Below are 22,939 nucleotides of genomic sequence, written 5' to 3'. Positions count from 1 at the left end.
TTAGTTCACCTCCTCAACGATGGCATCTTCTTCAGATGCGCTTTGTTCGTTTGGCAAGTTAATATATTGGTCGTCTCCGGCAAGAGCGCCGATCAATGCGCCTCTTACGACAATGCCCTTCATTCTGTTTTTGTCGTCCACTACGGCAATCGGAATGTTGGCATCAGAGACAAGCTCGAAAATCTCCGTCAATACCGTATCTTCATGAACGGTCGTCATTTCTTTCTGAAGAACGGATTCCAAATCGGCTCCTTTTTCGGCCGCTTTTTTGGCGGATTCCGCAGAAATGACGCCCAACAGCCGTTTATGTTTATCTACGGCATAGATAGACGAGATCCCCAGGTTTTTCATGAGCGTCAGCGCAACCCTCGGACCTTTGTCGATGCGGACCGTTTCGGCCCGTTTCATAATATGTCCGGCGGTTAACACTTTCGATAAATCGACATCTTCTACGAAACGTTCAACATATTCGTTTGACGGATTCATTAAGATTTCTTCAGGAGTGCCGATCTGCACGATGTTTCCGTCTTTCATCAGTGCGATTCTGTCGCCGATTCTGAGCGCTTCGTCAAGATCGTGCGTAATAAAAATGATCGTCTTCCCGACAGAATCGTGAAGCTCGAGCAGTTCATCCTGCATATCTTTTCTGATCAGCGGATCAAGCGCGCTGAACGCTTCGTCCATCAGCAAAATATCGGGATCGTTTGTCAGCGCACGGGCAAGGCCGACGCGCTGCTGCATTCCTCCGCTCAATTGGTCGGGAAATTGATCCTCATACCCTTCAAGTCCGACAAGACGAAGGGATTCAAGCGCTTTTTGCCTTCTCGTTTCTTTATCAACACCCTGCAGTTCCAAACCGTATTCCGTATTATGGAGAATCGTGCGGTGGGGAAATAAAGCAAACTTTTGAAAGACCATGCTGATTTTTTTACGCCGCACCTCGCGCAGCTGTTCCTTTGACATATTTGTTATCATGTCACCATCAATGTATATTTCCCCAGCGGTCGGTTCAATCAACCGATTCAGCATTCTCACTAAAGTGGATTTTCCGCTTCCTGATAGACCCATGATGACAAATATCTCTCCGTCGTATACATCAAAGTCAGCCTGATTGACTCCAACGGTCGCACCGGTTGCTTTTAAAATCTCTTTTTTTGTTTTTCCGTTCGCCAGCATCTGCGCGGCTTTTTTTGTCTGCTTCCCGAAAATCTTAGATACTTTATTGACTTTAATTTTTATATTTTTATCTTCTACACTCATTCTATCCCTCCATTTTAAAGCATCCTTTTAACCGTAACATGTTTTTACCGTTTCATTCAAACAGCATATTCAGCTTAAATTGTACAAACTATACTGATAAGGTATTTGCATAGTCAATAAAAGCTATAAATACTCCAAAATCCTCCTATATACTTATAAATCCTCCTTGAATGATAAAAAACGCAAGAAGGAACAAACAGGCCAAAACGCTTAAACTGAGCCTATTCTCACCAGTTTTGACTATTACCATGCCTCATCATTATAGTATTGCTTCCGATTAACGTTTTATGAAAATATTTATGATTGATGCTTAGAACAAAAAGCCGTCCTTTACACGGACGGCTCCTTCTCTCATGATCCACTCAGCGCGGCCTTTTTCATATTGTCCTGAAGCTCCAAAATGCGCTTGGATCCTTCTTCCCGCAGGCGTTTGTTTTCTTCTTCGATCTGCTTTGTCTCCTGCATTCCTTTGACAATCGTATTCCACGATTGTTCGATCGTTTCAATGTCGATGCTTGGTCTTCCGGACATTCTCGCGATTTCCACGGATTGATTTGAAATGTTTTCAGCGTTGCGCTTCAGCATTTCATTTGTACGGCGGTCGAGTTCGCTCATTGAATCGGCGACAAGCTTTTGCCGCTTGGCCGTAACAGCCTGGATGATGCCGTTTTTGAAAATCGGAATCGTAATGATGAACGCGGAGTTGATTTTTCCGATCAGCTTCGTGTTTCCGCGCTGAAGCAGACGAATCTGCGGCGCCGTTTGGATGGCGACCATCCTCGCCATATCCAGGTCGTAGACGCGTTCTTCCAGCGCCTGAATGCCGCCCTTCAGCGTATCAAGCTCCATCTGCGCCATCTGGTTGCCGCTTGCCGCTTGCGCTTCATATTGAGGGATAAGCTGCTTCAATTCTTCGATTTTCATCTGGCCGGCTACGACGTATTTTTCAAGCTCAACATAATAATTAAGGTTGTTCTCATACATTTCGTCGAGCGTGATCGTCGACTTTGTCATTTCATCCTTATATTTCGAGATCTCGACGTTAATTTTTTCAATTTCACCGCCAAGCGTTTGATATTTTTTAAAGATTTTCTCGATCATGCTGTTTCCGCGCTTGAAGATTTTCGACAGCAGGCCCTTCGGTTCTTCAAAATCGTTTTTGTCAAAGCGGTCCATGATTTTTCCGAGCTGCGATAGCATAGCCCCGGAATCTGTCACGCTGTTTGTTCTCATCATCGAGAGGATGCGGTCTGAGAACTTGGAAATTTCCTGTGCCGGTTCCTTCCCGAATTCCAAAAGCGCCACCTGGTTTTTGACGTCAATCTGCTGGGCGAGGCTTTGCACCTCCGGCTCCTGGCGCAGCTTGGCGCGGATATCCTCCGCTTTTTCAATTGAAATTTCTTCTTTGTCGATGTTAACGAGGCTTGTTTCCGTTGTATTTGCCATTTGGATGGCCCCCTTGTTAGAAAATTTTATTGATGAACTTCCGTACGATTGACGGCTCTTTGAATTCCTGATTAAAGGACATCTCATCAAGCCAATGAGTGTCAAACTGCTGGTCTTCAATATAATGGTCGATACATTTGTAACCGGGCGGATTATAAACGATGATATCGATGCCGATTTCGTTTAACAAGAGCAGCGCCGCGGCGTCCGAACGCGATAATGCACCCGTCTGTTCGGTATGGTACAGAATCAGCTTCGGCACGGTCTGCGCATAGTCAAACGTTTGGATCAGGTTCAACAGCGAAGAAGGGAGATTGACGGCCTGAGTGAATAAATAAAGCTTGACATCCGCTTCGCTTTCGCCGTTTTGCGGCAGGAGCTTTGCGTGTTTGCACAATCTCGAAATGGCCTGTGCGATGCCTTCCTGAATTCCCTCCGGCAAATGCTTGCAGCGCCAAATATTGCTCTCCTTTAGACGGACGGGATCGATTTGCCCCGTCTGATCGAGGGCATGGCTGTAATGGAACTGATAATTGGCTTTTACCTCCTCTGTAAACGGGAAGCGCCTGATCGTATGGGACTCCTTGTACCCGGTCAATGTCTGCAGCCGGTCCCAGTATTCTTTTTCATTGGCGTTAATGCCCATAATCATCGCAAACAAATTCGGAATCTCGACAGTTGCATTGTCCGCCCGGAAATTCGGCCGGATAAACGCGCGTTCTTTCGCAATTAAAAACAGCTCATCATATGTTGTCTTCAGCGTCACGGAGACCGGCGTGTGCTCCCTGAATTGCCAAGGTTTATACATCATGGACTCTTCATTGTGGAGCACGCTGTCCAATTCCTTCGTCGACCGGTATGCCACCGTTGATTTTCGCTGCGGCTTTTCCGTCGGGAACGGTTCAGGTGCCGATGTTCCCGGATACGCGTATACAAAAGAGAACCTTTGATCCGGGTCGATCTCGTTAAATTGATCCTTTCCTTCCGGATGAAAAATCAGTACATCGCACCCGATGAGCATCAAATAATATAAAAAATAGAGCTGGCTTTTCGTGGCGTCTCCGTACCAAATAACGCGCGGCATTCCTTTCTCAATATCGGCGTCTTTCAGCCAAGGTTCAAGATGATTCCCCATCCATTTCACAAGATCCAAAAGAATCCTGCGAAAATCGGGGTGATTGAAGCCTTGCTCATGGTGAGACTGAAAAGTTTTCAGCACATCGATAAAAGCTTTTCTCAAATGCCTGTGCATCCCGGGATGGGGATGTTTCACAATAAGCTGCTCTCCGTCCAGAAAGGCGGCAAACCGGTTGACCGACAACCCTTTTTCCTTCTGGTTGATCATATGGATGTGCTGGATGGCCTGAAACCTTTTCTGATCGATCGTCTTATCCAGCGTCTCGCTTAAAACGTGAACGTCCGGCGATTCGTACAGCTCATGCAAACCAATATAGTAATCTGTTTCATCGTGCGGCGTCCCGAGAATCCGGCCCGCAACGTTGGCGATCGTTAATTGGCCGCCTGTTTCATAAGGGGTTCTTTCTGAAAGCGGCTGATGGATCACCTTTTTCCATTCATCATCTTTAATCGGTGTCCTTTGAATATTCACCTGCTGATTCATAGCGCTTCGCTTCCCCCCCTTTTTCCGCTAGATGCTCATTGCTTGTGCCGAAAACGGCGCACATGCCGGCCCGTGTCACAGCATAGGTCGTCCCAAACTTTCTGATCGTTCCTGCGGGGAAATCGTGCACTCTTTTGCGAAGCGTTGATGAGTCGATTCCCCATTCTTCACAGGCCTGCTGGGAACTGAGAATCTCACGGCTGGTAAGATCGATTATTTTAATCATAACTGATCATCCTAGAATATGGTTTGATTTCTTCGTTCACAATGCGCTCTGTGATTTCATCCGCCGCCTTCATGCCCCAATGCGCCGTCGCATGGAGATCAGGGTGGTGATGCAGCACCTCTCCGTGAGCGGGCGAAACACCGCAGTCAGCTTGGGCGATCAGCTCAAAATCGAGCAGCGAATCGCCCGCCGCATAAACCTTATCGATGTTCAGCTCGCACTTCAAATAATCGACCGCTTTCCATTTATTCAGCGGCTCCGGGATAAAATAGAGCTTCCTACCTTGCAGGGACGCCTGCCACCCTTTCTCGGCGGCCCACGCTTTTGCATAAGCGGCGTCGATTCCGCTGATGCCTTCTTCGCTCAAAATCAAATAAACAAAATAATGGTGAGCCGTCCGGATTCGTTCCACTGATCGCGATAATGGAAGCTTTCCGATTTCCTCACATATGTCTTCGATCGGCGTGCAAGATTGAAGCCGGCTTTCGATAAAGTTTGACCATTCCCTGATCGGGCGGCCGTTCTTTAAAATGCAGGCTCCATTGGTCGTAATCGCGTATTCAGGAATAACGTCTTTTTGAAAAAACGCAATTCGCTCATATTGTTCTGTCGTCCGGGTCGTAACCGGGATAAAATACATGCCTTGATTGATCCTGCGCAGATTTGCGGCCGTCGCGGCCGATATATAGGAAATCTCTTTGCCGCCGAGGGTTTCGATCAGTTCATAGCCGGCAGATGCGCCGTATGCTTCAATCATTTTTTTTGAATAAATCAATGTTCTGTCCAAATCGCTTGCAAAAGCTTTCATTTGCCCCTCCCGACCGGACGGATCAATCCGCAGCAGCTGTAAGACATATCGGTATATTCCTCAATTGGAACGCCCCTCTCTTCTGCAAGGAGCATGATATGCTTGAGCCTGTGCCTCGAACCGGGCTGAATTAAGATCTTCCAGGGCACTCTCCGCAGCAATACCCTCGTCGTCTCACCCACTCCGGGTTTGATGAAATTCGTGTTATCAATTCCGAAGTCGTTCTGAATGCTTTTAATTGCTGCCAGGCCGCGCCAATCGGGCTCCTCTCTTTTTTTGAGAAGCCGCGCGGCCGTTTCTGCGGCTTGTTTTTCAGCGGCGGGAAATTCAGCGGCAATCGTGTCGACATAGAGATTTGAGACATCTTCCTCTCGCAAGTCCGCGTAATATTTCGCGCCGTGAAAATCTTCTTTTCCGATCCATTTCCCGTTTAAAACGGTTCTGCTGACAAGACCCGATACGGTGGAATTCAAACAGGCGCTCGGAATGAGGAAATCCTCCCTCGTTCCAAACAAAGATGAACAATAACCCGGATCGGCAAGAACCGCGAGCTCTGCGGAAAGCTCAGTGCCGTTTGCTTCATTAAAAGTTCTTACTGCACACGTCAATTCGTTTGTAATCGCACCCTTACCCGTCCAGCCGTCTATAAATGCAACCTTATATCCGGGATGATGACGGAGGATATAGTGCAGGGCGTTTTCGTCAATTCCCCTGTCCCTGATAATCGAGATGCTGTAGTGGGGAAGAGCGATTTCGTATTTACGTTCAATATAGCGTTTAATGAGGACGCCGATTGGCGTACCGGCCCGCGCCAGACTGCAAAGCACGGTATTCAGCCCCCGCGTCTGGACGATTTGTTCAGCGACGGCCCCGACGGCCTCCGCCACTTTGCGTTTTCCTTCTTCAAGCGAAGCGTAAAACAGCTTCATGTACTCCTCGGTCGGTTTATACTCGACAGGGAGCATTTCAGAATAATGCATGCCGCCTTGAATCAGGCTTTCCCTTTCACGCGTGCCTTTTTCAATCGAAATGCCTGACAGGTCTTTTAAAAGAAACGTCACATCCGACTCGGGATAGCTCCCCATTCTTGCAGCAACATCAGCCATGACGATCACTCCCTTTGGAAAACGTCACAACGGTGACACTGTTAATTTGCCGATCGCTGAAAATACGAAGCATCGGCAGCAAAGACCGCGCAGAAACGGATTTTTCGATAAATACAAACGCTTCGTCATAACCCCGTTTCGGAAGGTTATAGATAAAATGCTTCACAGTCTCATTTTCCGGGTTTGGAAAGCCGAAGCCGTTCTTAACGGCGTACCCTTCTTCACCAGACGGATGTATCGGGCTTCTTGTCGTTGAATGATAGAAAACGTGTTCACCCATAAGAGACGCGATTTTCATCGGAAGATACATAAATTCGCCCGTTCCCAGGCACAGCACGCGCTTTCCTTTTCGCAGGGCATTGAGTCGTTCGGCCGCTTTTTGACATGCGTCTTCGACTCCGCGCTTATCGTCTGCAGCAAGTCCGAAACGGCCTGTCTCTTTGACAAATGGAGCAGCCCCTGCTTGTTCTGAAAGATGCGGAAGCGCCGTGAAGCAATCGCTGAGGTCGATCCAGCTGACAGAGACGTCTTCTTCGTCACCGTGCGGCCGATCATCGTATAACGATTGATCAAGCGTTTTCCCTTGAAATGCGACAGCTCCCGATAACAAAGCGCTCGTCGAAATGGTCACACCCAGTTCAGCTTCCGCTTTCCTGAATTCTTCTTTATGTTCACTTGACCGCCAGTCTAACAGAGAAAGAACGGCATACTCCCTGCGCGGATGCTTTTTCTGAATATCCCTGATGATGTTCAGCACCGTCTTGCCGGTTGTGAGTTCATCGTCTACGAGAACCACGGGCCTCCCGGCAGCGGAGAAAATAGGTTCTTCCGTGTAGCAGAGCTGATCAACAGCGTGGGAATGCTCTTCTTCAAACGTCAAGACGGGATCGGCGTCTTTTAACGTTTCTCTTGTCGTATGGATAAAGGAAGCACCTTCAATAGAGTCGTACACACCATGGCCGAGAGCAGTCGCCGTCTCTGCAAAGCCGATGACAATCGGAGAGACCGGCAGCGAAAGCCGCTGTTTTTTGAGAAGGTCGCAGGCCTTTTTCATGCTCTCATGATCCTCTGCCAAAAATCCTTTGATCACTTCCTCCTTTATATCTGTCATCAGGCCGAATGTTCTTTCCGCATACTCGATCGCCAACAGCCCTGAAGCGAGCAGCGGCTTCAAAGGACTTGCCGGAATGTGCTTGCCGAGTACCTTGCTGACAAATAAAAAACCCCTCTTTTTATTGACCCTGGCCGCCATTTCAAATAGCGCCTCGGGAGGAATAGACAGCGGATTGTCGGCAACCGACAGGTCAACTTCCATATGATCCAAGATTTGAAAGCGGCGGTTTGTCTGCCGTAAGGATGTCAATGTAGCTGCGGTTTTCATGATACACCCCGTATATTTCAGATTTTAAAAGTATTTTTTTCGCCCAGCTTAAGTGCGGCTTGATTTCGTTCATCTTATTGGAAAAAGAGCTTTTCACAATGCCGCGCGTGCCGTCGGCGCTTTCGACTATGCTTAAAGCATCCAAATACTCTTCGATTGAAATGACATGCAGGCTTTGCACAGCTCTTATATGGGTCGGGTGAATCACGGTTTTGCCGTGAATGCCGTTGGCCAGGTCAAGAAGCGTTTCATTGATCAATCCGTCCGTATACGGATTGAGACCTTCGTCTGTAAGCCCCTCCCAACCAGAAGTCCGCTGCGGAAAAGAGCCGGCCGTTTTCGAGGAATCTTCAAAATACTCCCAGACGGGTCCGGATATGACAAACTGTAAGCCGAAATAATTGATCATATCTTTAATAAAATCAGCAATGACCCAAATGTCATAAATGGTAGTCTGCGGTTTCCGCCGCAACCCGTACAACCCGCACAGATCGGTGGCGCCGATCCGTATGTTCAGGATGACATCCTGGTAGAAGACGAGCGTCGATTTTAGTTCCTCCAGCGCCTTTCTTCTCGTTTCCATGGCAAGTAAATCCGGGGTTTCAAAAATAGGCATTCCGTACAGTGTAATGCCTGATTCTTTCGACAATTTAGTTAGAGTATCAAGATAGTGCTCGGCATTGAACGTTGAAAATTTAGGAAATACAAACCCGGTAAACAGGTGAAGCGCCCTTCCAAGCTTATTGCCTAATTCAAGCATTTGTTCAGGCTCACGCACGCGGATGAACATCAGCGGAAGCACATCGGGATCTATGTGCCGCAATTTTTGAGCCTGATAAATGATGTCGGCTTGGCTGACAAGATTGTTTTCGGCCTGTAGAACTTCACAGTCGCCGATCGAATCCTCAAGACAGAAAACAACGGAGCATAGGGCGGGATATTTTCGCTTTATGATCATGTCTGCGATGTCACTGCGGTTTCCCGGCACATAAAGCGTAGCCCCGAGCGCATACTCGAGTATGTGTTTCGGGGAGTCCTTCGTCACTATGCCAGGCTGTTTGAAAAAGACATTTTCTTTTTGAGAGGCCGATAAAAAATCAAAGTACTGCAAATGGATCACCTTCTTTAGCTAAAGGACAACGCCTGCCGCTGTTTGACTATGTAAAAAAAGAGTGGAGCAGGAAACAACCCTTCCACCCCTTCGATTTTCTTTTTATTCTTCCTTTGAAGCGGCCGTTTGTTCTTTGACAGCTTTTTGTTTGTTCATATAGTGAATGATAAATGTCGCTGCAAAAGCAATAACCAGAATGATGAAGAATACGCTGTGCGGCATCTCGATGTGCCATACGCTTGCAGCCATTTTCAAAGCGATGATTCCAATTAAAATAAACGCAGTCGTTTCAAGCTCAGGCACTTTATCAATCAGTGTCAGGAAGAATTTCGCGACTGTCCGCATCATTAAGATGCCGAGCATTCCGCCGATTAACAGCACCCAAACTTTTTCAGAAATCGCAAATGCGGCAAGGATGCTGTCGACCGAGAAAGCAAGGTCCATCAATTCTACAGTAATGACGGTAGCCCAGAACATCCCGAACACGCGAACCATCCAGCCGTCTTTTTTAACGGTGTTCGCATCATCATCGCCTTCTCCGATAAAGAAGTGCTTAATGACGAGCCATGCCAGGTATGCAGCGCCGAGCAGCTTGATCCACCAGAATTTGATAAGGATCATGCCGAGTCCGATAAACAGAAATCTAAAGAAATACGCTCCGACCAAACCGTAAGTCAGCGCTTTTTTACGCTGTTTTTCCGGAAGGTGTTTCACCATCACGGCGAGAACGAGTGCGTTGTCCGCCGACAAAAGCCCTTCCAGCACGACCAGTGAACCGATCAGCCCCCACGAGACGGGATCGCTTAAAACCTCAACCCACATTTTCCAGTCGAAAAATGAGGCGTATATTGAAATAATATGATTGAATAAATCCACGTTTGGTTACCTCCTAATGATTGAAAAGGGAAACTGAACCACAAAATCGTGATCCAGTCTCTGTAAAACTAGACTTGCAGGCCGTAATTCCGGCACAGCGATGCCAATCCGCCCGAAAATCCGCTGCCGATCGCATTGAATTTCCAGTCCGCCCCGTGGCGGTAAAGCTCACAAACAACCACTGCCGTCTCGATCGAAAAGTCTTCTCCTAAATCAAAGCGAAGCAGCTCTTCATTTGTCGAATCATCGACAAGCCGCACAAAAGCGTTTGAAACTTGTCCAAAATTTTGGCTGCGGCTTTCTGCATCATGAATCGTCACGGTGATGCCGATTTTTTCGACATGGGCAGGAATTTTGGAAAAATCGACGATGATTTGCTCGTCATCTCCGTCCCCTTCCCCCGTTCTGTTGTCGCCCGTATGAATAACGGCGCCGCTCGGGTGCTCCAGATTGTTGTAGAAAACAAAATCATAGTCGTTCACGCATTTATCATCGGCGTCCACGAGGAAAGCGGAAGCGTCCAGGTCAAAATCAGCTCCGCCCGTATATTTGTTTGTATCCCATCCCAGGCCGATCAGCGCTCTCGTCAAGCCCGGATTCGTCTTCGTTAAGTCGATCCGCTGTCCTTTTGATAATTGAATAGCCATATGGTGGAACCTCCTTTACAAAATGTCATGCCGCGGGGAGGCGGCATCGCTGTCCAAAAACGGATTTAGCCGACTTGCAAGCCAAAATCTGTGGCAATCCGCGCCAGTCCGCCCTGGTATCCGGAACCGATCGCAGAAAATTTCCACTCTCCGCCGTGGCGGTAAAGCTCACCGGTGATCAGCGCCGTTTCAATGGAGAAATCCTCAGCCAGATCATAACGGATCAGTTCTTCGTTTGTCTCTTCATTCAGCACGCGGACATATGCGTTTGACACCTGTCCGAAATTTTGCCTGCGGGCTTCCGCCTCATGGATCGTAATGACGAATGAAATCCGTTCGATATTAGCCGGCACAGCGTTCAAGTCGATTTTCACCTGCTCGTCGTCGCCTTCGCCCAAACCTGTCCGGTTGTCGCCCGTATGTATGACAGAACCGTTGCCGCCTTGGGTTTGGTTGTAAAAAACAAAATCTTTTTCCGACGCGCACTTCCCTGAAGCATCAAGCAAAAACACGCTGGAATCCAAGTCGAAATCAGCTCCGCCGTCGTATTTATTGACGTCCCAGCCAAGTCCCACGACAACTTTCGAAAGGCCCGGATTCGTTTTCGTTAAATCGATCTTCTGCCCTTTTGCTAATGAGATTGCCATTTGTATCTCTCCTTATCGTGTTTTTTCGATTAAGCGTAGCGTTTGACGAGGTCTGTTATGCTCGTATCGTTTGTGCCTTCTCCGACGGCAGTGAACTTCCATTCGCCGCCATCGCGGTAAATTTCGCCCGCTATCAGGCTTGTCCGCCCTGAATAGTCCTCTTTAAGATTGTATCTGACCATCTCTTGGCCGTCAGCCCTGTTGACGATGCGGATGAAGGCATTTTCGATCATTCCGAAGTGCTGGCTTCGTTTGACACAATCGTAAATGTTCACGACAAAAACAAGCTTATTGATTTGAGCGGGAACCTTTTGAAGATCCACGATAATTTGCTCATCGTCCCCGCTGCCTTCCCCTGTCAAATTATCGCCCGTATGCTCAATGCTGCCGCATCTGCTTCTCAAATTTCCAAAATAAATGACATTCTTGTTTTCTGTGACTCTTCCATTTTCAAGCATCAATACAGAGGCATCGCAATCCACATTCGGTGCGCCTCCGCCGAAAAGCTTTCCAAAAAAACCGCCGCTCCCTGATGAAACAGGGTCCCAGCCAAGGCCGACCATGATTTTGGAAAGCCCTGCATTTCCTTTTGTTAAATCAATCCGCTGACCTTTCTCTAAAGAAATAGCCAAACCGTTCACTCCCCCATAGAATCATAAATTGTAAGAAAAATATTTGCTGAAACGACATCATTCACGCCAGCGTGATTCATTTCATCATACTACAATCATTCGATCTTTTCATTAAATATACGACTAATGAATCAATATTTAACCTGCTTAACCATATATACGGACTACTCCAAGTGAAGGTTTCACTTTTTTTATAATCTTTTAAACCCAAACCATTGCAAGGGAAAACAGACTTCGTTAAAATATATCTAAAAGATATATATCATATAGATGCAGAAAGGTGGCAGCCATGTCTAGGAAAAACAATACGCCTTATGCCCTGCTCGGTTTGATCACGGCAGGCTATCGAACGGGATATGACATAAAGCAAATGATCGACAGGAGTTTGAATCACTTTTGGAAAATCAGCTACGGCCAAATTTACCCCTCACTAAAGCACCTGACAGAAACCGGATGGGTGACGGCTGAAGCATCCGCCCAAGAAAATAAGCCCGATAAAAAAGAGTACCGCATCACAAAGGAGGGACAGGAAGCACTGCAAACCTGGCTGGAAGAGCCGATCAAAGAAATCGCTGCGGAAAAAAACGAGTTTCTGCTGAAGATTTTTTTCAGCAAACAGCAAGACCGGCTGTCAACCGCCGAAAAAGTCAGAGAGTATCAGCAAAAGCTTAAAGAACGATATGACGCATACCGCGCAATAGAACAATCGATCATATCGTGTAAGGACAATTCGCGCGATTCGGAGTACTGGCTTTTCACGCTTGATTATGGAAAGCGGAGCACGCGTGCCGGAATCGAGTGGTGTGAAGCGACAATCAGCCGTTTAACAAACCGGGGGGATGAGACAAATGGGAAAAACGATCTTCACTAAGCCGATGACGGCCGACCCTGATGACGAAGTAGTTGTATTTGTGATCGGCATGCGGATCAACAAATGGCACGCCGTTCATAAATGGTGGCCGGTGTTTACCGCCATGTCCCCGATGATCCGCGAGCTTTACAAAAACAAAGATTCCGGCTTCCTCTCTATGGAAACATCGATCAATTTCCGGACGATCTTCCTCATCCAATACTGGCGTTCATTTGAAGCCTTGACTATCTATGCAAAAGAAGAAAAGCACATGACCGCCTGGCGCAATTATTATCAAAAATCGGCCGCCTCCGGAGCTGTCGGCATATATCATGAAACATACACAGTCCCAAAAGGCCGCTATGAAACGTTTTATCACAACATGCCGCTGTTCGGGCTGGCCAAAGCATACGGCCATACACCCGTTACCCGCCGGACAAAAACGGCGGAACAGCGAATCCGGGGATGAGAAAACGCCTGCAGCCTGCAGGCGTTAGTCAATGTGGCGCCGTTTTTCTTTTAAAAAGCTCCTGCTCCGCTGCCGCCGTCAGACGCCGAACCGCCTGCATCATGAGCTTCGCCGCCTGAATAAGCGGCCGTATGCTGCCAGCTTGAAAACGGGTATTGAAGATAGCCGGCTGCAGCCAGGCCGATGACCGGGGATGTGCGGTCAAGCGTGTCTGATGATGTCTTGAACGATGCCTGGAATTGTTTCTCGACCCCGAGAACAATCGCATAGATCATGCTTTTTTCTTTTTCCAAACTGTTCAAAGGTTCGCCTTTTTTCAGCTGACTTCTCCAATAGTGGATCGATCTTCTGTATACAGATGCGCATCTGTTTTCTTTTAAGGAAGGGATCATGGCAATCAGCAGGATCGACAGCACGATAGACCCGCCGTAGGACATAATGGTGTCTGCGCTTTCAGTGAAAACAGATGCGAAAAACAGCCCGATGAAAAACAGAATCGAATACAGTTTAGATTTTGCAAGAACGATGCCGGCCGAAAAGCCAAAACCGAAGATGATGCACGCAGTCATAAAACCGATCAGCGGCACAATATCCGCATAAAGGATATTGAGCAAAAGCCCCGTCTGCACGAAAAGGAGGGAAAGCGAAATCATTCTAAGCCAGCGGTTTTCTTGAAAGAACTCTCTGTACAGCGGATCTTGCTTGACGCTTTCCGTCCATTTTTGAACCACGTTTTGGAGAATGATTCGCTTCCGTTCGTACTTTTCCAAGTCTTCCCGCTTTTTGACTTCCTCTTCTGTCGGTCCGCTGAGCGAGTCCAGCCTGAATGTATATGCATTTTCTCCCGTTTTGTCAAAAAGCTTTTCGATGAGCAGCCGATCGGGCTTCGGCAGATCGGCCTTATTTCCCGAAAAATCGAATTGATACGTCTCATTCGGCGCTTTTTTATCGCGGAGAAACCTTTCTTCCGCTTGTACCCTTTTCATGGTGAGAAGCCCCCGCTGGTAAAGCGACAGCAAACCGGAAAGCAGATCGCGGTCTTTGAATGCCCCTTTTCTGTACAAAAAGGCAACAAGCACGGGATCGAACGTTTCCAGCTGTTCGACCGGAACCAGCTTTAGGTTCCTCTTTCTTATGACCGAAAACATGACCAGAACGGCAAGCGCCAAACCGATGAGCCCCGCAGAAATCCATATCAGCCTGTTTGCGTTTCCCATTCGCTCGGCATGTTTGGCATAGCGTATGGCCGTGTTTCTTTCCTCCTTAAGCAAATCGTCATTCGGTTCAATAGACGGATGACGGACTGCCTTTGGCAGTGCATTCTGCGGGAAGTAAATTCTCAGCTCAGAGCTTGTCCCCGCCGGATAAAGAGCGCTTTTATACGTGACAGTCCGATCTTTGATCTCCGCGATCTTCCCTTTTCCTTTTTCGCGTAAAAACGCGTGTATTCCGGAGTCCTTCACCTGATCCGGAAGCTTCACCCGGATCGTCACATGATGATAATCTTCATTTGTCTTTTCATAAAAAGAATGGAACAAAACGGACGTATCTTCAAACTTTTGTGCGGCTTCCTCGACGGTATAGTGGTACCGCACGGTTTTCGTTTCGTCTTTTGAAGCCGCATACACGAAATACGTTCCATCTTCAAACTTTGTTTTTAACGGCCGGGATCCGCCCCGCTTTTCGGAAAGATACGCTTTAAACCCTTTCACGCGGCCGGACGTCTTCTCGGTGAACGACCTTGTCATCCCGTTGAAGGAACCGTGAAAATCGTATGTATACACTTCCTCAACATCCAAATCGCCGTTTTCTTTCACCGATGCCTGAATATCAACCTTATCAATCGAAAAGGATTTTTCCGCGTCAGAAAATCCTGCAATAAGAAAAAAAGCACTGAACATCAAAAAGAAAAAGGAACGCTTCATCTTCAGTAAATCCTTTCATTTTTTGTCTCTGCCTTAAATATACGGAAAAGCGGGAGAATTGTTTCAGATGTTCATAGATATGACACTGAATGTCCAAATGTTTTATATAATAGATGAAAATAGATTTTTCAAAGAAAGAAGGATGCCTTTTGTTGAAAAAATTCATCATACTGCTTTCTATCACGTGTATTCTTTCAGCTTGTCAAAAGAACTATAAAGGTGAATATGTCAAATGGGGGGACTCTCTCACAGAGGAAAACAAAAATTGCTTAAAAGAGCATCAAATCCCTTTCAAAGATAAAGGCGGGACGACATATATCCCTGAGGATGCATTTGATGCAGCAATCAATAGCTGTTCTTAATGCGGGCCCGCCGACTCCTCCGAATGACTTCGCGCCGATAAGTCAGGTGACGTCAGTCACAACTGTTCCGCGGAATTCGCAAGAGTTTACTCTTTATGCAAATCTCCCCGCCTTTTTCCTTCCACCCTGATGCACTACGGCCTTCCGCAAAGGCCGTAGAAAAAAAGGTGCAGCATTTCTTCGGTAAAATGGCTGTTTTTCTCAAAAGCCTCTCCCAGCTCTTTTGAATGTTGAATGATCATGTTCATGTACACAAGAAAGCTTTGCGCGGTAATGATAGAAGAGATCGCACCCGACCGGTGGCCGTCTTCTATCAATTGAAGCATAAGCGGAATGATTTTTTCGTCATATTGCGTTTGAATATAGTCCATCATTTCATTGTCTTCGATCATCAGCTCTCTGATCATCGTGAGCGTAAACTTTTCGCGATTGGCTTCTTTCTTTTGCAAAATGATATGTTCAATCTTTTCTTTCACCGATATATCTTTATTCATGTATTCCGTAAACTCGTCGACGGCTTGGTCAATATAGTCCTTGAATACCTCATGCAGAAGCGCTTCTTTGCTCCCGAAATAATTGTAGATCGTTACCTGCGAAACATTGGCTTTCCTGGCGATGTCCGTGATGCGGATTCGCTTCGGTTCCCACGTCTTCAACAGCTCCAATGTCGCTTTCTTGATCTTCTCTTTAATCAATGAAGCCCTTTTTTCAAATCCGTTCATCCAATCATCCTTGCTGTAAATATTCTCATAATGAAATTATAACATAAAAATATTTCATTAATTTTCATTGACACGCCAGTTGTTCCGAACGTAGAATGAATTATGTAATTTATGATTAAAAATATTTCATTTTTTTCACTTTGGAGGGTATTCCAATGCTGACAGTTCAAGGATTGACCAAAACATTCCCGAACGGAAAAGGCATATTTGATGTTTCATTTTCCATTCAAAAAGGAGAGGTTTTCGGATTTTTGGGCCCGAACGGCGCCGGAAAGTCGACAACCATCCGCCATATCATGGGGTTTATGCAGCCTGATCAAGGCGAGATCACGGTAAACGGAATGGACGTGCGGAAGCATCAAGGTAAGATTCAGCACCATATCGGCTACCTTCCCGGAGAAATCGCTTTTATCGAGGGAATGACGGGGAAGACGTTTCTCGATTTCATGGCTGACATGCAGGAGATCAAAGATACCGCGAAGCGCGATAAACTGATCGACCGCCTGCAATTCGACGTGCATACCCCGATCAGAAAAATGTCAAAAGGGATGAAGCAGAAAGTGGGGATCGTCGCCGCCTTTATGCATAGTCCTGAAGTGATCATCCTTGATGAACCGACATCAGGGCTTGACCCGTTGATGCAAAAAGTGTTTATTGACATCGTCCTCGAAGAAAAAGCGAACGGGACGACGTTTTTAATGTCCTCCCACAGCTTTCCGGAAATTGAAAGAACCTGCGACAGGGCCGCGATCATTAAAGACGGCAGGCTCATCGCCGTAAAAGATATTCACGAGCTGCAGACCATGCAGAGGAAATTGTTTGAAGTGACGTTTGAAAACGAAGCGGACATCCCGGCTTTCATCGAGTCCGGCCTGCAAATCGAATCGCGTCAAGGCAACCGGGTTAAGGTCGCCGTTTGGGGAAATCATGATCGGTTTATAAAAGAGGCTGCAAAATATCGCGTCCGCCATATTGATGTGTCGACGCAAAGCCTTGAAGAAGTGTTTATGAACTACTATGACAGAAAGGGTGCAGCGAAATGAATCTCTCCCTGTATAAACAAATGATGAAAACGAATGTGAAAGGCATCATGAGCTATGCGGCAGGTTCGGCGTTTTATATCCTTTTGATCCTCGGCATCTATCCAAGCATTGCAAAAAATACCGGGGATTTTGAGAACATGATCAACTCAATGCCGGAGGGAGTTCTGAACGCCTTCGGGTTTGAAAACGGGCTTGGGAGCCTGGAAGACTTTATGTCAGGGGAATATTACGGACTCATCTTTATCATTATCCTTTCGATCTTTGCCGTCATGCTGTCAACAAAGCTTTTGGCAAAGCTGGTTGACCAGGGCGCAATGGCTTATATCCTGTCAGCACCGACAACAAGGGCAAAGGTCGCTTTCACACAGGCCGCCGTTTTAACAACCGGGCTGTTTATCATTATGGCCGTGACAACCATTGCCGGGTTGGCCGGATATGTATGGATGATCGGGGATGAATACGACTTTCATGTATCCAGGTTCCTTTTCATCAATCTGCTTGGCTTTTTGCTCTTTTTTGCGGTCAGCGGCATTTCGTTTTTCATTTCGGCCGCTTCAAATGACGAGAAAAAAGCCCTCAGCCTATCCGGAATGATTACATTTTTGTTTTTCAGCCTGGATCTGATCGGTAAGCTTAGCGAAAAGACGGAATGGCTCAGAAATCTCTCTATCTTTTCTTTATTCAGGCCCGGCGACATTGCAGGAGACAGCGCCGAAACATTGAAAGCCGCCCTTATTCTTTCAGTCATCGGCTTAGCCGCTTTTTTGACCGGTACTTTGATCTTTAAAAAGCGCGATTTGCCGCTGTAATGCAAAAAACCGCCGTTCCTTTTCAGGACGGCGGTTTGTGTTTATTGTTTATTCAACGACGCGTCTTACGACTCCGCTGAAATGGGCTCTCCAATAAGGGTTGCTCATGGAATCGATGGATACTCCGCGTGAGCTGTTGTCATTCAGGAATTGGCCGTTTCCGAGATAGATTCCCACATGGCCGTTTGTTTTATAAGTGTCGAAGAAAACCAAATCTCCGCGTTTCATGCTAGACGGGCTGACAGCGCGGCCTTTGCCGAGAAGCGTGTCAGTGTTACCGCCGAAACCAAGCTCTACGCCTGCTGAAGCATAAGCCCAGCGAACGAAAGATGAGCAGTCAAAACGGCGGGCATCGATATCAGCTTGCGTGCGTCCGCCTCCCCATTTGTACGGAGAACGGCCGACGATGCTTGATCCTGTGCTGATCGCGACTTCAATCGCACTGCCGTTGTTGCTTACAGCTGAACCTGAAGAATAGCTGCGTGAAGAGCTTTTTCTTGCTTTGCTGCTTGATGATGAACCGTTGTCAGAAGATCCGTTTGATTTGCTGACTGATCCGGAATCTGATGAAGATTCGGATGTTTTGGCTTTCGCTGACTCTTCCTTAGCTTTGGCGGCGGCTGCAGCTGCTGCTTTTTCATCTGCGATTTTTTTCGCAAGCGCAGCTTCCTCTTTTGTGAGTGAGCCTGATTCTTTTTTCAGGTCGTTCAGTTCTGATTCGGCTTTATCTTTCTTGGCTTGCAGCTGTTTGGAGAGGTTGTCCTGCTCCTTCAGCTGTGCATCAAGGTCTTTTTTAAGGTTTTTCAGATCCGCAAGCGTTTTTTGGATCTCGTCCAGTTTCGTATTCAAATCAGACATTGCTTTTTCAAGCTTGTTTTTATCTTTTTCCTGTTCATCAAGAAGGTCTTTGTCCGCATCTACGATCGTTGAAACAGCAGTCGCACGGCTGATGAAATCGCCAAAGCTTTGCGCGCCGAGAAGAACGTTGATGTAGCTTTGCGATCCGCCGCTTTCCTGCAGGCTGCGCACGCGCTTTTTAATGACCTTTGAGCGCTCTTCAATTCTTTTTTCCGTTTCTTTGATTTCTTTTTTCAGTGCGGCCACTTCTTCTTTCAATTTTTTGTTTTCAGCTTCTTTGTCTTCGATTTTGTTGCTTGTAGCAAGCGCTTTTTCATCAAGCTCTTTCATCTTTTGTTCAAGCTTTTGCTGTTCCTCTTGAAGCTTTGCAATTTCCCGTCTTTTGCTGTCGATGCTTGAATCAACTTCAGAACGCTTTTTTTGTACTTCCTGTTTTTGCTCTGATGCGCTTTTCGCAGACGCATTGTCGTTCATAAAGGGGGTAAATAGACCGGCGGTGCCAAGGACCGACGCTAAACCAAAAGCATAAACTTTTTTCTTCACTTTCTACTCCTCTTTCCTTTATGTATTTTTGTTTTTTCATTATGTAAATTCGAGAAAATATTAAAATGTTAAATAATAAATCTTCCAGACTTACGTCCTATGATAAAAATCTTCCAAACTGATGTACAGACGTTATTATAACATCTATTTTCGACAATAGGTGCCAAGTTATATTACATTTATATTTCGTTTTTATTTCAAGGCTGTCATGTTTTGACTGATTCTGTTAACAGCTCGTTTGTTTGACCTTGCAGCGATAATTTTCTATGCTGGTTTTACACGATTTGGACGTTCAATTTACAGGAAAGGAAGTCCGAAGACTCATGCTACATCTCAGCATTTTAGACCAGGTTCCGGTGTCAAAAGGATCTGATCCGAATACGGCGCTGAAACAGTCAGCCGAGCTGGCCGGATTGGCTGATGAATGGGGGTACAGAAGATACTGGTTTGCCGAGCATCACAGTACAAGGGGGCTTGCAAGCACTGCCCCCGAGATCTTAATCGCCCATATTGCAGCAAAGACCTCGAACATTCGCGTCGGTTCCGGCGGCGTCCTGCTCCCGCAGTACAGCCCGTTTAAAGTAGCCGAAACCTTCCGCCAGCTCGAAGCGCTGTATCCCGGCCGGATCGACCTCGGGCTGGGCCGCTCGCCCGGGGGAACCGCAAAAACGCGTCTCGCGCTGACAGACGGAGTAAAGAAGAGCCTGCACGATTTTCCGAGGCAGCTTCGGGATTTGATCTACTATCTGACAGATGACATCCCTTCTGATCATGAGTACGCCGGGATAAAGGCCGCTCCCCTTACGGCTTCATCTCCAGGTCCATGGCTGCTCGGGCTCGGGGAAAACAGCGCGGAACTGGCGGCCGGCATGGGCGCGGGATATGTATTCGGCCATTTCATCAATCCGGAAAGAGGCGAAGGCGCCTTTAAAACTTATCACGAACGCTTTCAGCCGTCCCCTTTCTTTGACAGACCCCATTCTCTCGCCGCCGTCTTTGTCGTCTGCGCCGAAACCGATGAAAAAGCGGAAGAGCTCTGTTTAAGCCAGGATCTTTGGCTGCTTCGGGTGGAAAAAGGGCTGGACAGCCGCGTTCCAAGCATAGAAGAGGCAAAATCGGCCTCCTATACGGCCGCCGATAAGGCGAGGCTTGAGAAAAACCGAGGGCGCATGGTGATCGGCTCGCCCAAAACCGTCAAGCAGAAGCTGCTGGAGCTCTCAGAGCGCTACCAAACGGAAGAGATGATGGTGTTGACGAACGTTTACCGTTTTGAAGATAAAAAGCAGTCTTTTGAAAGACTGGCGGAGCTGTTTTTATAAAAAAGCAAAAATCCCTTTTCAAATGGCTTGAAAAGGGATTTTCAGATTTTAAAACATCCGGTAAACATTTTCGCACTCTTCTGCTCTCGGCTCATAAAAACAGTGCGATTTATAGCGTCCGACATGCGGCTGGTTATACCACTGAGCCGGGCATGCACCCGCCGGCTTGAAGTACCACAAACTATATTTTGCGGGCCAGTACCTTTCCCCGTTTATAGACCTTCTGGCCAAGCGCCTTTCTTTGTCCCTCGCCCTTTGATAAAAATATCCGTGTATTACCGCCTCAAAGGCGTGGGGCTGAAAAATCATCTGCCGAATGGTTCGCAACCCCTTAAAATCCGAACAATTCGCTCTGATGCGGTTGATTCCGACGTTTCCGACAAGAAGCATTCCCCGAACCCCCTCGCCTTCAGCTTCAGCTCTCAAAAGCCTTGCCAAAAGGGTAACGTCTTTAGATGAAGCCTGAACCACTGCCATTTTGCCACCCCCATTTTACTGTCATCTTTATCATATTCTTTTTGATTTAGGTGATGACCATTAAAATCGTTTCACGGCTTATTTTTGACATCCTGTGCGGAATCAGGATATTCTTCTGTTAATCAGAATTGTAAAAAATTGAAATCGGGGTGGTGCACGTGTCAGCAATCGTAAGCCCGGATTGGGTCATAAAGCGGCTGAAGGAAGATCCGGACCGAATGGTTATCGTCGATGTAAGCTTTCACTTATCAAAGCCTGAAGAGGGCCGAAAAGCGTATTTGAAAGGGCACCTTCCGGGAGCCGTTTACGTTGATCTGGAGCGGGATTTATCGGGAGATACCGGAACACACGGAGGAAGGCATCCCCTGCCGGCGCCTGAAACGATAGCGAAAATGCTTGGCGATATCGGCATCGATCACAAGACGGCCGTTGTCGTCTATGATGACAACGGCGGCATGTTCGCCGCGCGCTTCTGGTGGCAGCTCCGCTATCTCGGCCACACAAGCGTCTATGTATTGGACGGCGGCTTGTCGAACTGGGTAAAAGAAGGGCATGACATCACATCAGAGGTGCCGAAGCCCGTTCCGCGCAAATTTGTTCCAAAACCTCAGGAAGATGAACTCCTTGATGCAAAACAGGTGAGAGAACGGATCGGCCGCCCGGGTTCGACCTTGATCGACGCACGAGAAAAAGCGAGATATGCGGGGGAAACCGAGCCGCTTGATCATAAGGCCGGCCACATTCCCGGAGCCAAAAACTACTTTTGGAAAGGCAATTTGCGCGAAGACGGCAAATGGAAGAGCCATGAAAAGCTTAAAGAGCACTATGCATCATTAAATCCGAAAAGCGAAATCGTCGTCTATTGCGGATCAGGCGTCTCAGCCTGTCCGAATGTGCTCGGATTAAAGGAAGCGGGCTTTAAGAATGTAAAGCTGTATGCCGGGAGCTGGAGCGACTGGATCAGTTACGCTGATAACCCGGTGGCGACCGGGGAGGAGTAACCGGAGGCTTTTTGCAGATTAGAAGAATTTTACCGGGGAGAATGATGGAAGTGAACGAAGACATCGTAACTTTTAAATGTCCAGCATGCAACCAGTTGCCTGAGAAACCGAAAATGGAAAGCAGCCAATTTGAAATGGTTGCTTTTGAGGAAGGGATTGAATGGTCCGATTTCACCGGCAATGTGCCTTCTTTGGAGGAGGGGATATGGGCTAGATCCGATCAAGCCCCGGTTGCCGGGGAGGAAAGGATTATACAAGCATCCCATCCGTTTCACTTGGCTATTGGCGAAACGTCCTGGACGTTGTTCATGCCCGCACGCTCCAGTCTAAACGGATGGGACAGCTATCCCTCCGAAATTGATCGGTCCGCATTTGTCCAATTCAGTCTGGAGCATGTCATTGACTGCAATGAAGAAAAGGCATGGGTGAAAATCAACATACACCATGCCGTTTATCTGAAAAACATCAGCTCCATCCTCCCCGCCCGCGATGGTTCGGGGGCTTTGAATTTTTTTCATTCGTTCGATCCTCCTCATGTTTATACCTACGGCGACTGGATCCTGCTGGATGCAAACGCACAAAGCAATTTGGGAGTATGGGCGCTGATACATAAAACAGCCGAACGCAGCCATCTGGCGGCATATGGCGAGTGGGGATTTCATTCCTATTTGGTCTATGGCGGAAATCTGATCATACCTGAGAAGGAATTGGCGGCTTTTCTAAATGCATGAATCTAGCGTTTGCATTCGCCCTGGCTTTTGCGCCGGGCGCAGTTGTCGATGCAATCAATTATCATCCGT

Annotated in this window: 24 protein-coding genes; 8 read left to right on the top strand and 16 right to left on the bottom strand. The window is 47.3% G+C overall.

What is annotated here, in order from left to right:
- From opuAA to NSQ39_RS01965, 12 genes are all read right to left on the bottom strand, one after another.
- Window positions 1-1,260, bottom strand: a complete 1,260-nt coding sequence (gene opuAA, locus NSQ39_RS02020) for a glycine/proline betaine ABC transporter ATP-binding protein OpuAA (protein ID WP_175075245.1) — start codon at window positions 1,258-1,260, stop codon at window positions 1-3.
- A gap of 351 nt (window positions 1,261-1,611) precedes the next feature.
- Window positions 1,612-2,706 (bottom strand): toxic anion resistance protein, encoded by a 1,095-nt coding sequence (locus NSQ39_RS02015; RefSeq protein ID WP_175075246.1) that lies wholly within the window; start codon window positions 2,704-2,706, stop codon window positions 1,612-1,614.
- Window positions 2,707-2,722: 16 nt separating this feature from the next.
- Window positions 2,723-4,327, bottom strand: a complete 1,605-nt coding sequence (locus NSQ39_RS02010) for a YceG family protein (protein WP_175075247.1) — start codon at window positions 4,325-4,327, stop codon at window positions 2,723-2,725.
- Complete coding sequence (locus tag NSQ39_RS02005) at window positions 4,290-4,553, bottom strand: helix-turn-helix domain-containing protein (RefSeq protein WP_175075248.1); 264 nt, start codon at window positions 4,551-4,553, stop codon at window positions 4,290-4,292. The genes NSQ39_RS02010 and NSQ39_RS02005 overlap by 38 nt, the downstream gene beginning before the upstream one ends.
- Window positions 4,546-5,361: an HAD family hydrolase gene (locus NSQ39_RS02000; RefSeq protein WP_046130883.1), complete on the bottom strand. Its 816-nt coding sequence runs from the start codon at window positions 5,359-5,361 to the stop codon at window positions 4,546-4,548. Before NSQ39_RS02000 ends, NSQ39_RS02005 begins: the two co-directional genes overlap by 8 nt.
- Complete coding sequence (locus tag NSQ39_RS01995; RefSeq protein ID WP_175075249.1) at window positions 5,358-6,467, bottom strand: cysteine protease StiP family protein; 1,110 nt, start codon at window positions 6,465-6,467, stop codon at window positions 5,358-5,360. The genes NSQ39_RS02000 and NSQ39_RS01995 overlap by 4 nt, the downstream gene beginning before the upstream one ends.
- Window positions 6,460-7,782, bottom strand: coding sequence for a phosphoribosyltransferase family protein (locus NSQ39_RS01990; protein WP_175075380.1), 1,323 nt, complete (start codon window positions 7,780-7,782; stop codon window positions 6,460-6,462). Before NSQ39_RS01990 ends, NSQ39_RS01995 begins: the two co-directional genes overlap by 8 nt.
- A complete protein-coding gene (locus NSQ39_RS01985) occupies window positions 7,772-8,959 on the bottom strand; it encodes an HpcH/HpaI aldolase/citrate lyase family protein (protein ID WP_046130880.1) in 1,188 nt (395 codons plus the stop codon). Before NSQ39_RS01985 ends, NSQ39_RS01990 begins: the two co-directional genes overlap by 11 nt.
- A 102-nt stretch (window positions 8,960-9,061) precedes the next feature.
- A complete protein-coding gene (locus NSQ39_RS01980) occupies window positions 9,062-9,835 on the bottom strand; it encodes a TerC family protein (protein WP_175075250.1) in 774 nt (257 codons plus the stop codon).
- A 68-nt stretch (window positions 9,836-9,903) separates the two neighbouring features.
- Window positions 9,904-10,482: a TerD family protein gene (locus tag NSQ39_RS01975; RefSeq protein WP_175075251.1), complete on the bottom strand. Its 579-nt coding sequence runs from the start codon at window positions 10,480-10,482 to the stop codon at window positions 9,904-9,906.
- A gap of 65 nt (window positions 10,483-10,547) precedes the next feature.
- Complete coding sequence (locus tag NSQ39_RS01970) at window positions 10,548-11,129, bottom strand: TerD family protein (protein ID WP_046130877.1); 582 nt, start codon at window positions 11,127-11,129, stop codon at window positions 10,548-10,550.
- Between the two features lie 29 nt (window positions 11,130-11,158).
- Window positions 11,159-11,761 carry a TerD family protein gene (locus NSQ39_RS01965; RefSeq protein ID WP_046130876.1) on the bottom strand — a complete coding sequence of 201 codons (603 nt, stop codon included), beginning with the start codon at window positions 11,759-11,761 and terminating at the stop codon, window positions 11,159-11,161.
- Window positions 11,762-12,050: 289 nt separating this feature from the next.
- On the opposite strand from NSQ39_RS01965, the gene NSQ39_RS01960 reads away from it, so the two are divergent.
- A complete protein-coding gene (locus tag NSQ39_RS01960; protein WP_175075252.1) occupies window positions 12,051-12,632 on the top strand; it encodes a PadR family transcriptional regulator in 582 nt (193 codons plus the stop codon).
- Entirely contained in the window at window positions 12,610-13,080 is a 471-nt protein-coding gene (locus NSQ39_RS01955) for a DUF4188 domain-containing protein (protein ID WP_046130874.1), read from the top strand. Before NSQ39_RS01960 ends, NSQ39_RS01955 begins: the two co-directional genes overlap by 23 nt.
- A 50-nt stretch (window positions 13,081-13,130) precedes the next feature.
- Here the strand turns inward: NSQ39_RS01955 and NSQ39_RS01950 are convergent, their stop codons facing one another.
- The gene (locus NSQ39_RS01950; protein ID WP_175075253.1) at window positions 13,131-15,005 is read right to left on the bottom strand and encodes a DUF2207 domain-containing protein; all 1,875 of its coding nucleotides are present in this window, start codon (window positions 15,003-15,005) and stop codon (window positions 13,131-13,133) included.
- A 152-nt stretch (window positions 15,006-15,157) separates the two neighbouring features.
- Here NSQ39_RS01950 and NSQ39_RS01945 point away from each other — a divergent pair, with 152 nt between their 5' ends.
- Window positions 15,158-15,367, top strand: a complete 210-nt coding sequence (locus NSQ39_RS01945; RefSeq protein WP_046130871.1) for a membrane lipoprotein lipid attachment site-containing protein — start codon at window positions 15,158-15,160, stop codon at window positions 15,365-15,367.
- Window positions 15,368-15,501: 134 nt separating this feature from the next.
- Here NSQ39_RS01945 and NSQ39_RS01940 read toward each other — a convergent pair whose 3' ends face one another.
- Window positions 15,502-16,089 carry a TetR/AcrR family transcriptional regulator gene (locus NSQ39_RS01940; RefSeq protein ID WP_048354447.1) on the bottom strand — a complete coding sequence of 196 codons (588 nt, stop codon included), beginning with the start codon at window positions 16,087-16,089 and terminating at the stop codon, window positions 15,502-15,504.
- Between the two features lie 155 nt (window positions 16,090-16,244).
- On the opposite strand from NSQ39_RS01940, the gene NSQ39_RS01935 reads away from it, so the two are divergent.
- Together NSQ39_RS01935 and NSQ39_RS01930 are read left to right on the top strand one after the other, a co-directional pair.
- Window positions 16,245-17,132 carry an ABC transporter ATP-binding protein gene (locus NSQ39_RS01935; protein ID WP_341014067.1) on the top strand — a complete coding sequence of 296 codons (888 nt, stop codon included), beginning with the start codon at window positions 16,245-16,247 and terminating at the stop codon, window positions 17,130-17,132.
- Window positions 17,129-17,941: an ABC transporter permease subunit gene (locus NSQ39_RS01930; protein WP_175075254.1), complete on the top strand. Its 813-nt coding sequence runs from the start codon at window positions 17,129-17,131 to the stop codon at window positions 17,939-17,941. Before NSQ39_RS01935 ends, NSQ39_RS01930 begins: the two co-directional genes overlap by 4 nt.
- A 48-nt stretch (window positions 17,942-17,989) precedes the next feature.
- Here NSQ39_RS01930 and NSQ39_RS01925 read toward each other — a convergent pair whose 3' ends face one another.
- Window positions 17,990-19,342 carry a C40 family peptidase gene (locus NSQ39_RS01925; RefSeq protein WP_046130867.1) on the bottom strand — a complete coding sequence of 451 codons (1,353 nt, stop codon included), beginning with the start codon at window positions 19,340-19,342 and terminating at the stop codon, window positions 17,990-17,992.
- 323 nt (window positions 19,343-19,665) lie between these two features.
- On the opposite strand from NSQ39_RS01925, the gene NSQ39_RS01920 reads away from it, so the two are divergent.
- A complete protein-coding gene (locus NSQ39_RS01920; RefSeq protein WP_048354449.1) occupies window positions 19,666-20,661 on the top strand; it encodes an LLM class flavin-dependent oxidoreductase in 996 nt (331 codons plus the stop codon).
- Between the two features lie 48 nt (window positions 20,662-20,709).
- On the opposite strand, the gene NSQ39_RS01915 is transcribed toward NSQ39_RS01920, so the two are convergent.
- Complete coding sequence (locus tag NSQ39_RS01915) at window positions 20,710-21,138, bottom strand: cell wall hydrolase (protein WP_046130865.1); 429 nt, start codon at window positions 21,136-21,138, stop codon at window positions 20,710-20,712.
- A gap of 158 nt (window positions 21,139-21,296) precedes the next feature.
- On the opposite strand from NSQ39_RS01915, the gene NSQ39_RS01910 reads away from it, so the two are divergent.
- Window positions 21,297-22,139, top strand: coding sequence for a sulfurtransferase (locus tag NSQ39_RS01910; protein ID WP_175075255.1), 843 nt, complete (start codon window positions 21,297-21,299; stop codon window positions 22,137-22,139).
- Between the two features lie 11 nt (window positions 22,140-22,150).
- On the top strand, window positions 22,151-22,870 hold the full coding sequence (locus NSQ39_RS01905; RefSeq protein ID WP_231947419.1) for a hypothetical protein: 720 nt from the start codon (window positions 22,151-22,153) through the stop codon (window positions 22,868-22,870).
- The last annotated feature ends 69 nt before the right edge of the window (window positions 22,871-22,939 follow it).

Origin of the sequence: Bacillus sp. FSL W8-0848 (genome assembly GCF_038007805.1) — a bacterium.
GTDB classification, from domain to species: Bacteria; Bacillota; Bacilli; order Bacillales; family Bacillaceae; genus Bacillus; species Bacillus glycinifermentans.
Note: the sequence above shows the minus strand (reverse complement) of the source record. Positions and strands in the feature narration are given on the sequence as shown.

Coding starts and splice junctions, on each gene's coding strand:
- opuAA (WP_175075245.1), bottom strand. CDS start 1,260: ATGAGTGTAGAAGATAAAAATATAAAAATTAAAGTCAATAAAGTATCT.
- NSQ39_RS02015 (WP_175075246.1), bottom strand. CDS start 2,706: ATGGCAAATACAACGGAAACAAGCCTCGTTAACATCGACAAAGAAGAA.
- NSQ39_RS02010 (WP_175075247.1), bottom strand. CDS start 4,327: ATGAATCAGCAGGTGAATATTCAAAGGACACCGATTAAAGATGATGAA.
- NSQ39_RS02005 (WP_175075248.1), bottom strand. CDS start 4,553: ATGATTAAAATAATCGATCTTACCAGCCGTGAGATTCTCAGTTCCCAG.
- NSQ39_RS02000 (WP_046130883.1), bottom strand. CDS start 5,361: ATGAAAGCTTTTGCAAGCGATTTGGACAGAACATTGATTTATTCAAAA.
- NSQ39_RS01995 (WP_175075249.1), bottom strand. CDS start 6,467: ATGGCTGATGTTGCTGCAAGAATGGGGAGCTATCCCGAGTCGGATGTG.
- NSQ39_RS01990 (WP_175075380.1), bottom strand. CDS start 7,782: ATGGAAGTTGACCTGTCGGTTGCCGACAATCCGCTGTCTATTCCTCCC.
- NSQ39_RS01975 (WP_175075251.1), bottom strand. CDS start 10,482: ATGGCTATTCAATTATCAAAAGGACAGCGGATCGACTTAACGAAGACG.
- NSQ39_RS01970 (WP_046130877.1), bottom strand. CDS start 11,129: ATGGCAATCTCATTAGCAAAAGGGCAGAAGATCGATTTAACGAAAACG.
- NSQ39_RS01960 (WP_175075252.1), top strand. CDS start 12,051: ATGTCTAGGAAAAACAATACGCCTTATGCCCTGCTCGGTTTGATCACG.
- NSQ39_RS01955 (WP_046130874.1), top strand. CDS start 12,610: ATGGGAAAAACGATCTTCACTAAGCCGATGACGGCCGACCCTGATGAC.
- NSQ39_RS01950 (WP_175075253.1), bottom strand. CDS start 15,005: ATGAAGCGTTCCTTTTTCTTTTTGATGTTCAGTGCTTTTTTTCTTATT.
- NSQ39_RS01940 (WP_048354447.1), bottom strand. CDS start 16,089: ATGAACGGATTTGAAAAAAGGGCTTCATTGATTAAAGAGAAGATCAAG.
- NSQ39_RS01935 (WP_341014067.1), top strand. CDS start 16,245: ATGCTGACAGTTCAAGGATTGACCAAAACATTCCCGAACGGAAAAGGC.
- NSQ39_RS01930 (WP_175075254.1), top strand. CDS start 17,129: ATGAATCTCTCCCTGTATAAACAAATGATGAAAACGAATGTGAAAGGC.
- NSQ39_RS01920 (WP_048354449.1), top strand. CDS start 19,666: ATGCTACATCTCAGCATTTTAGACCAGGTTCCGGTGTCAAAAGGATCT.
- NSQ39_RS01915 (WP_046130865.1), bottom strand. CDS start 21,138: ATGGCAGTGGTTCAGGCTTCATCTAAAGACGTTACCCTTTTGGCAAGG.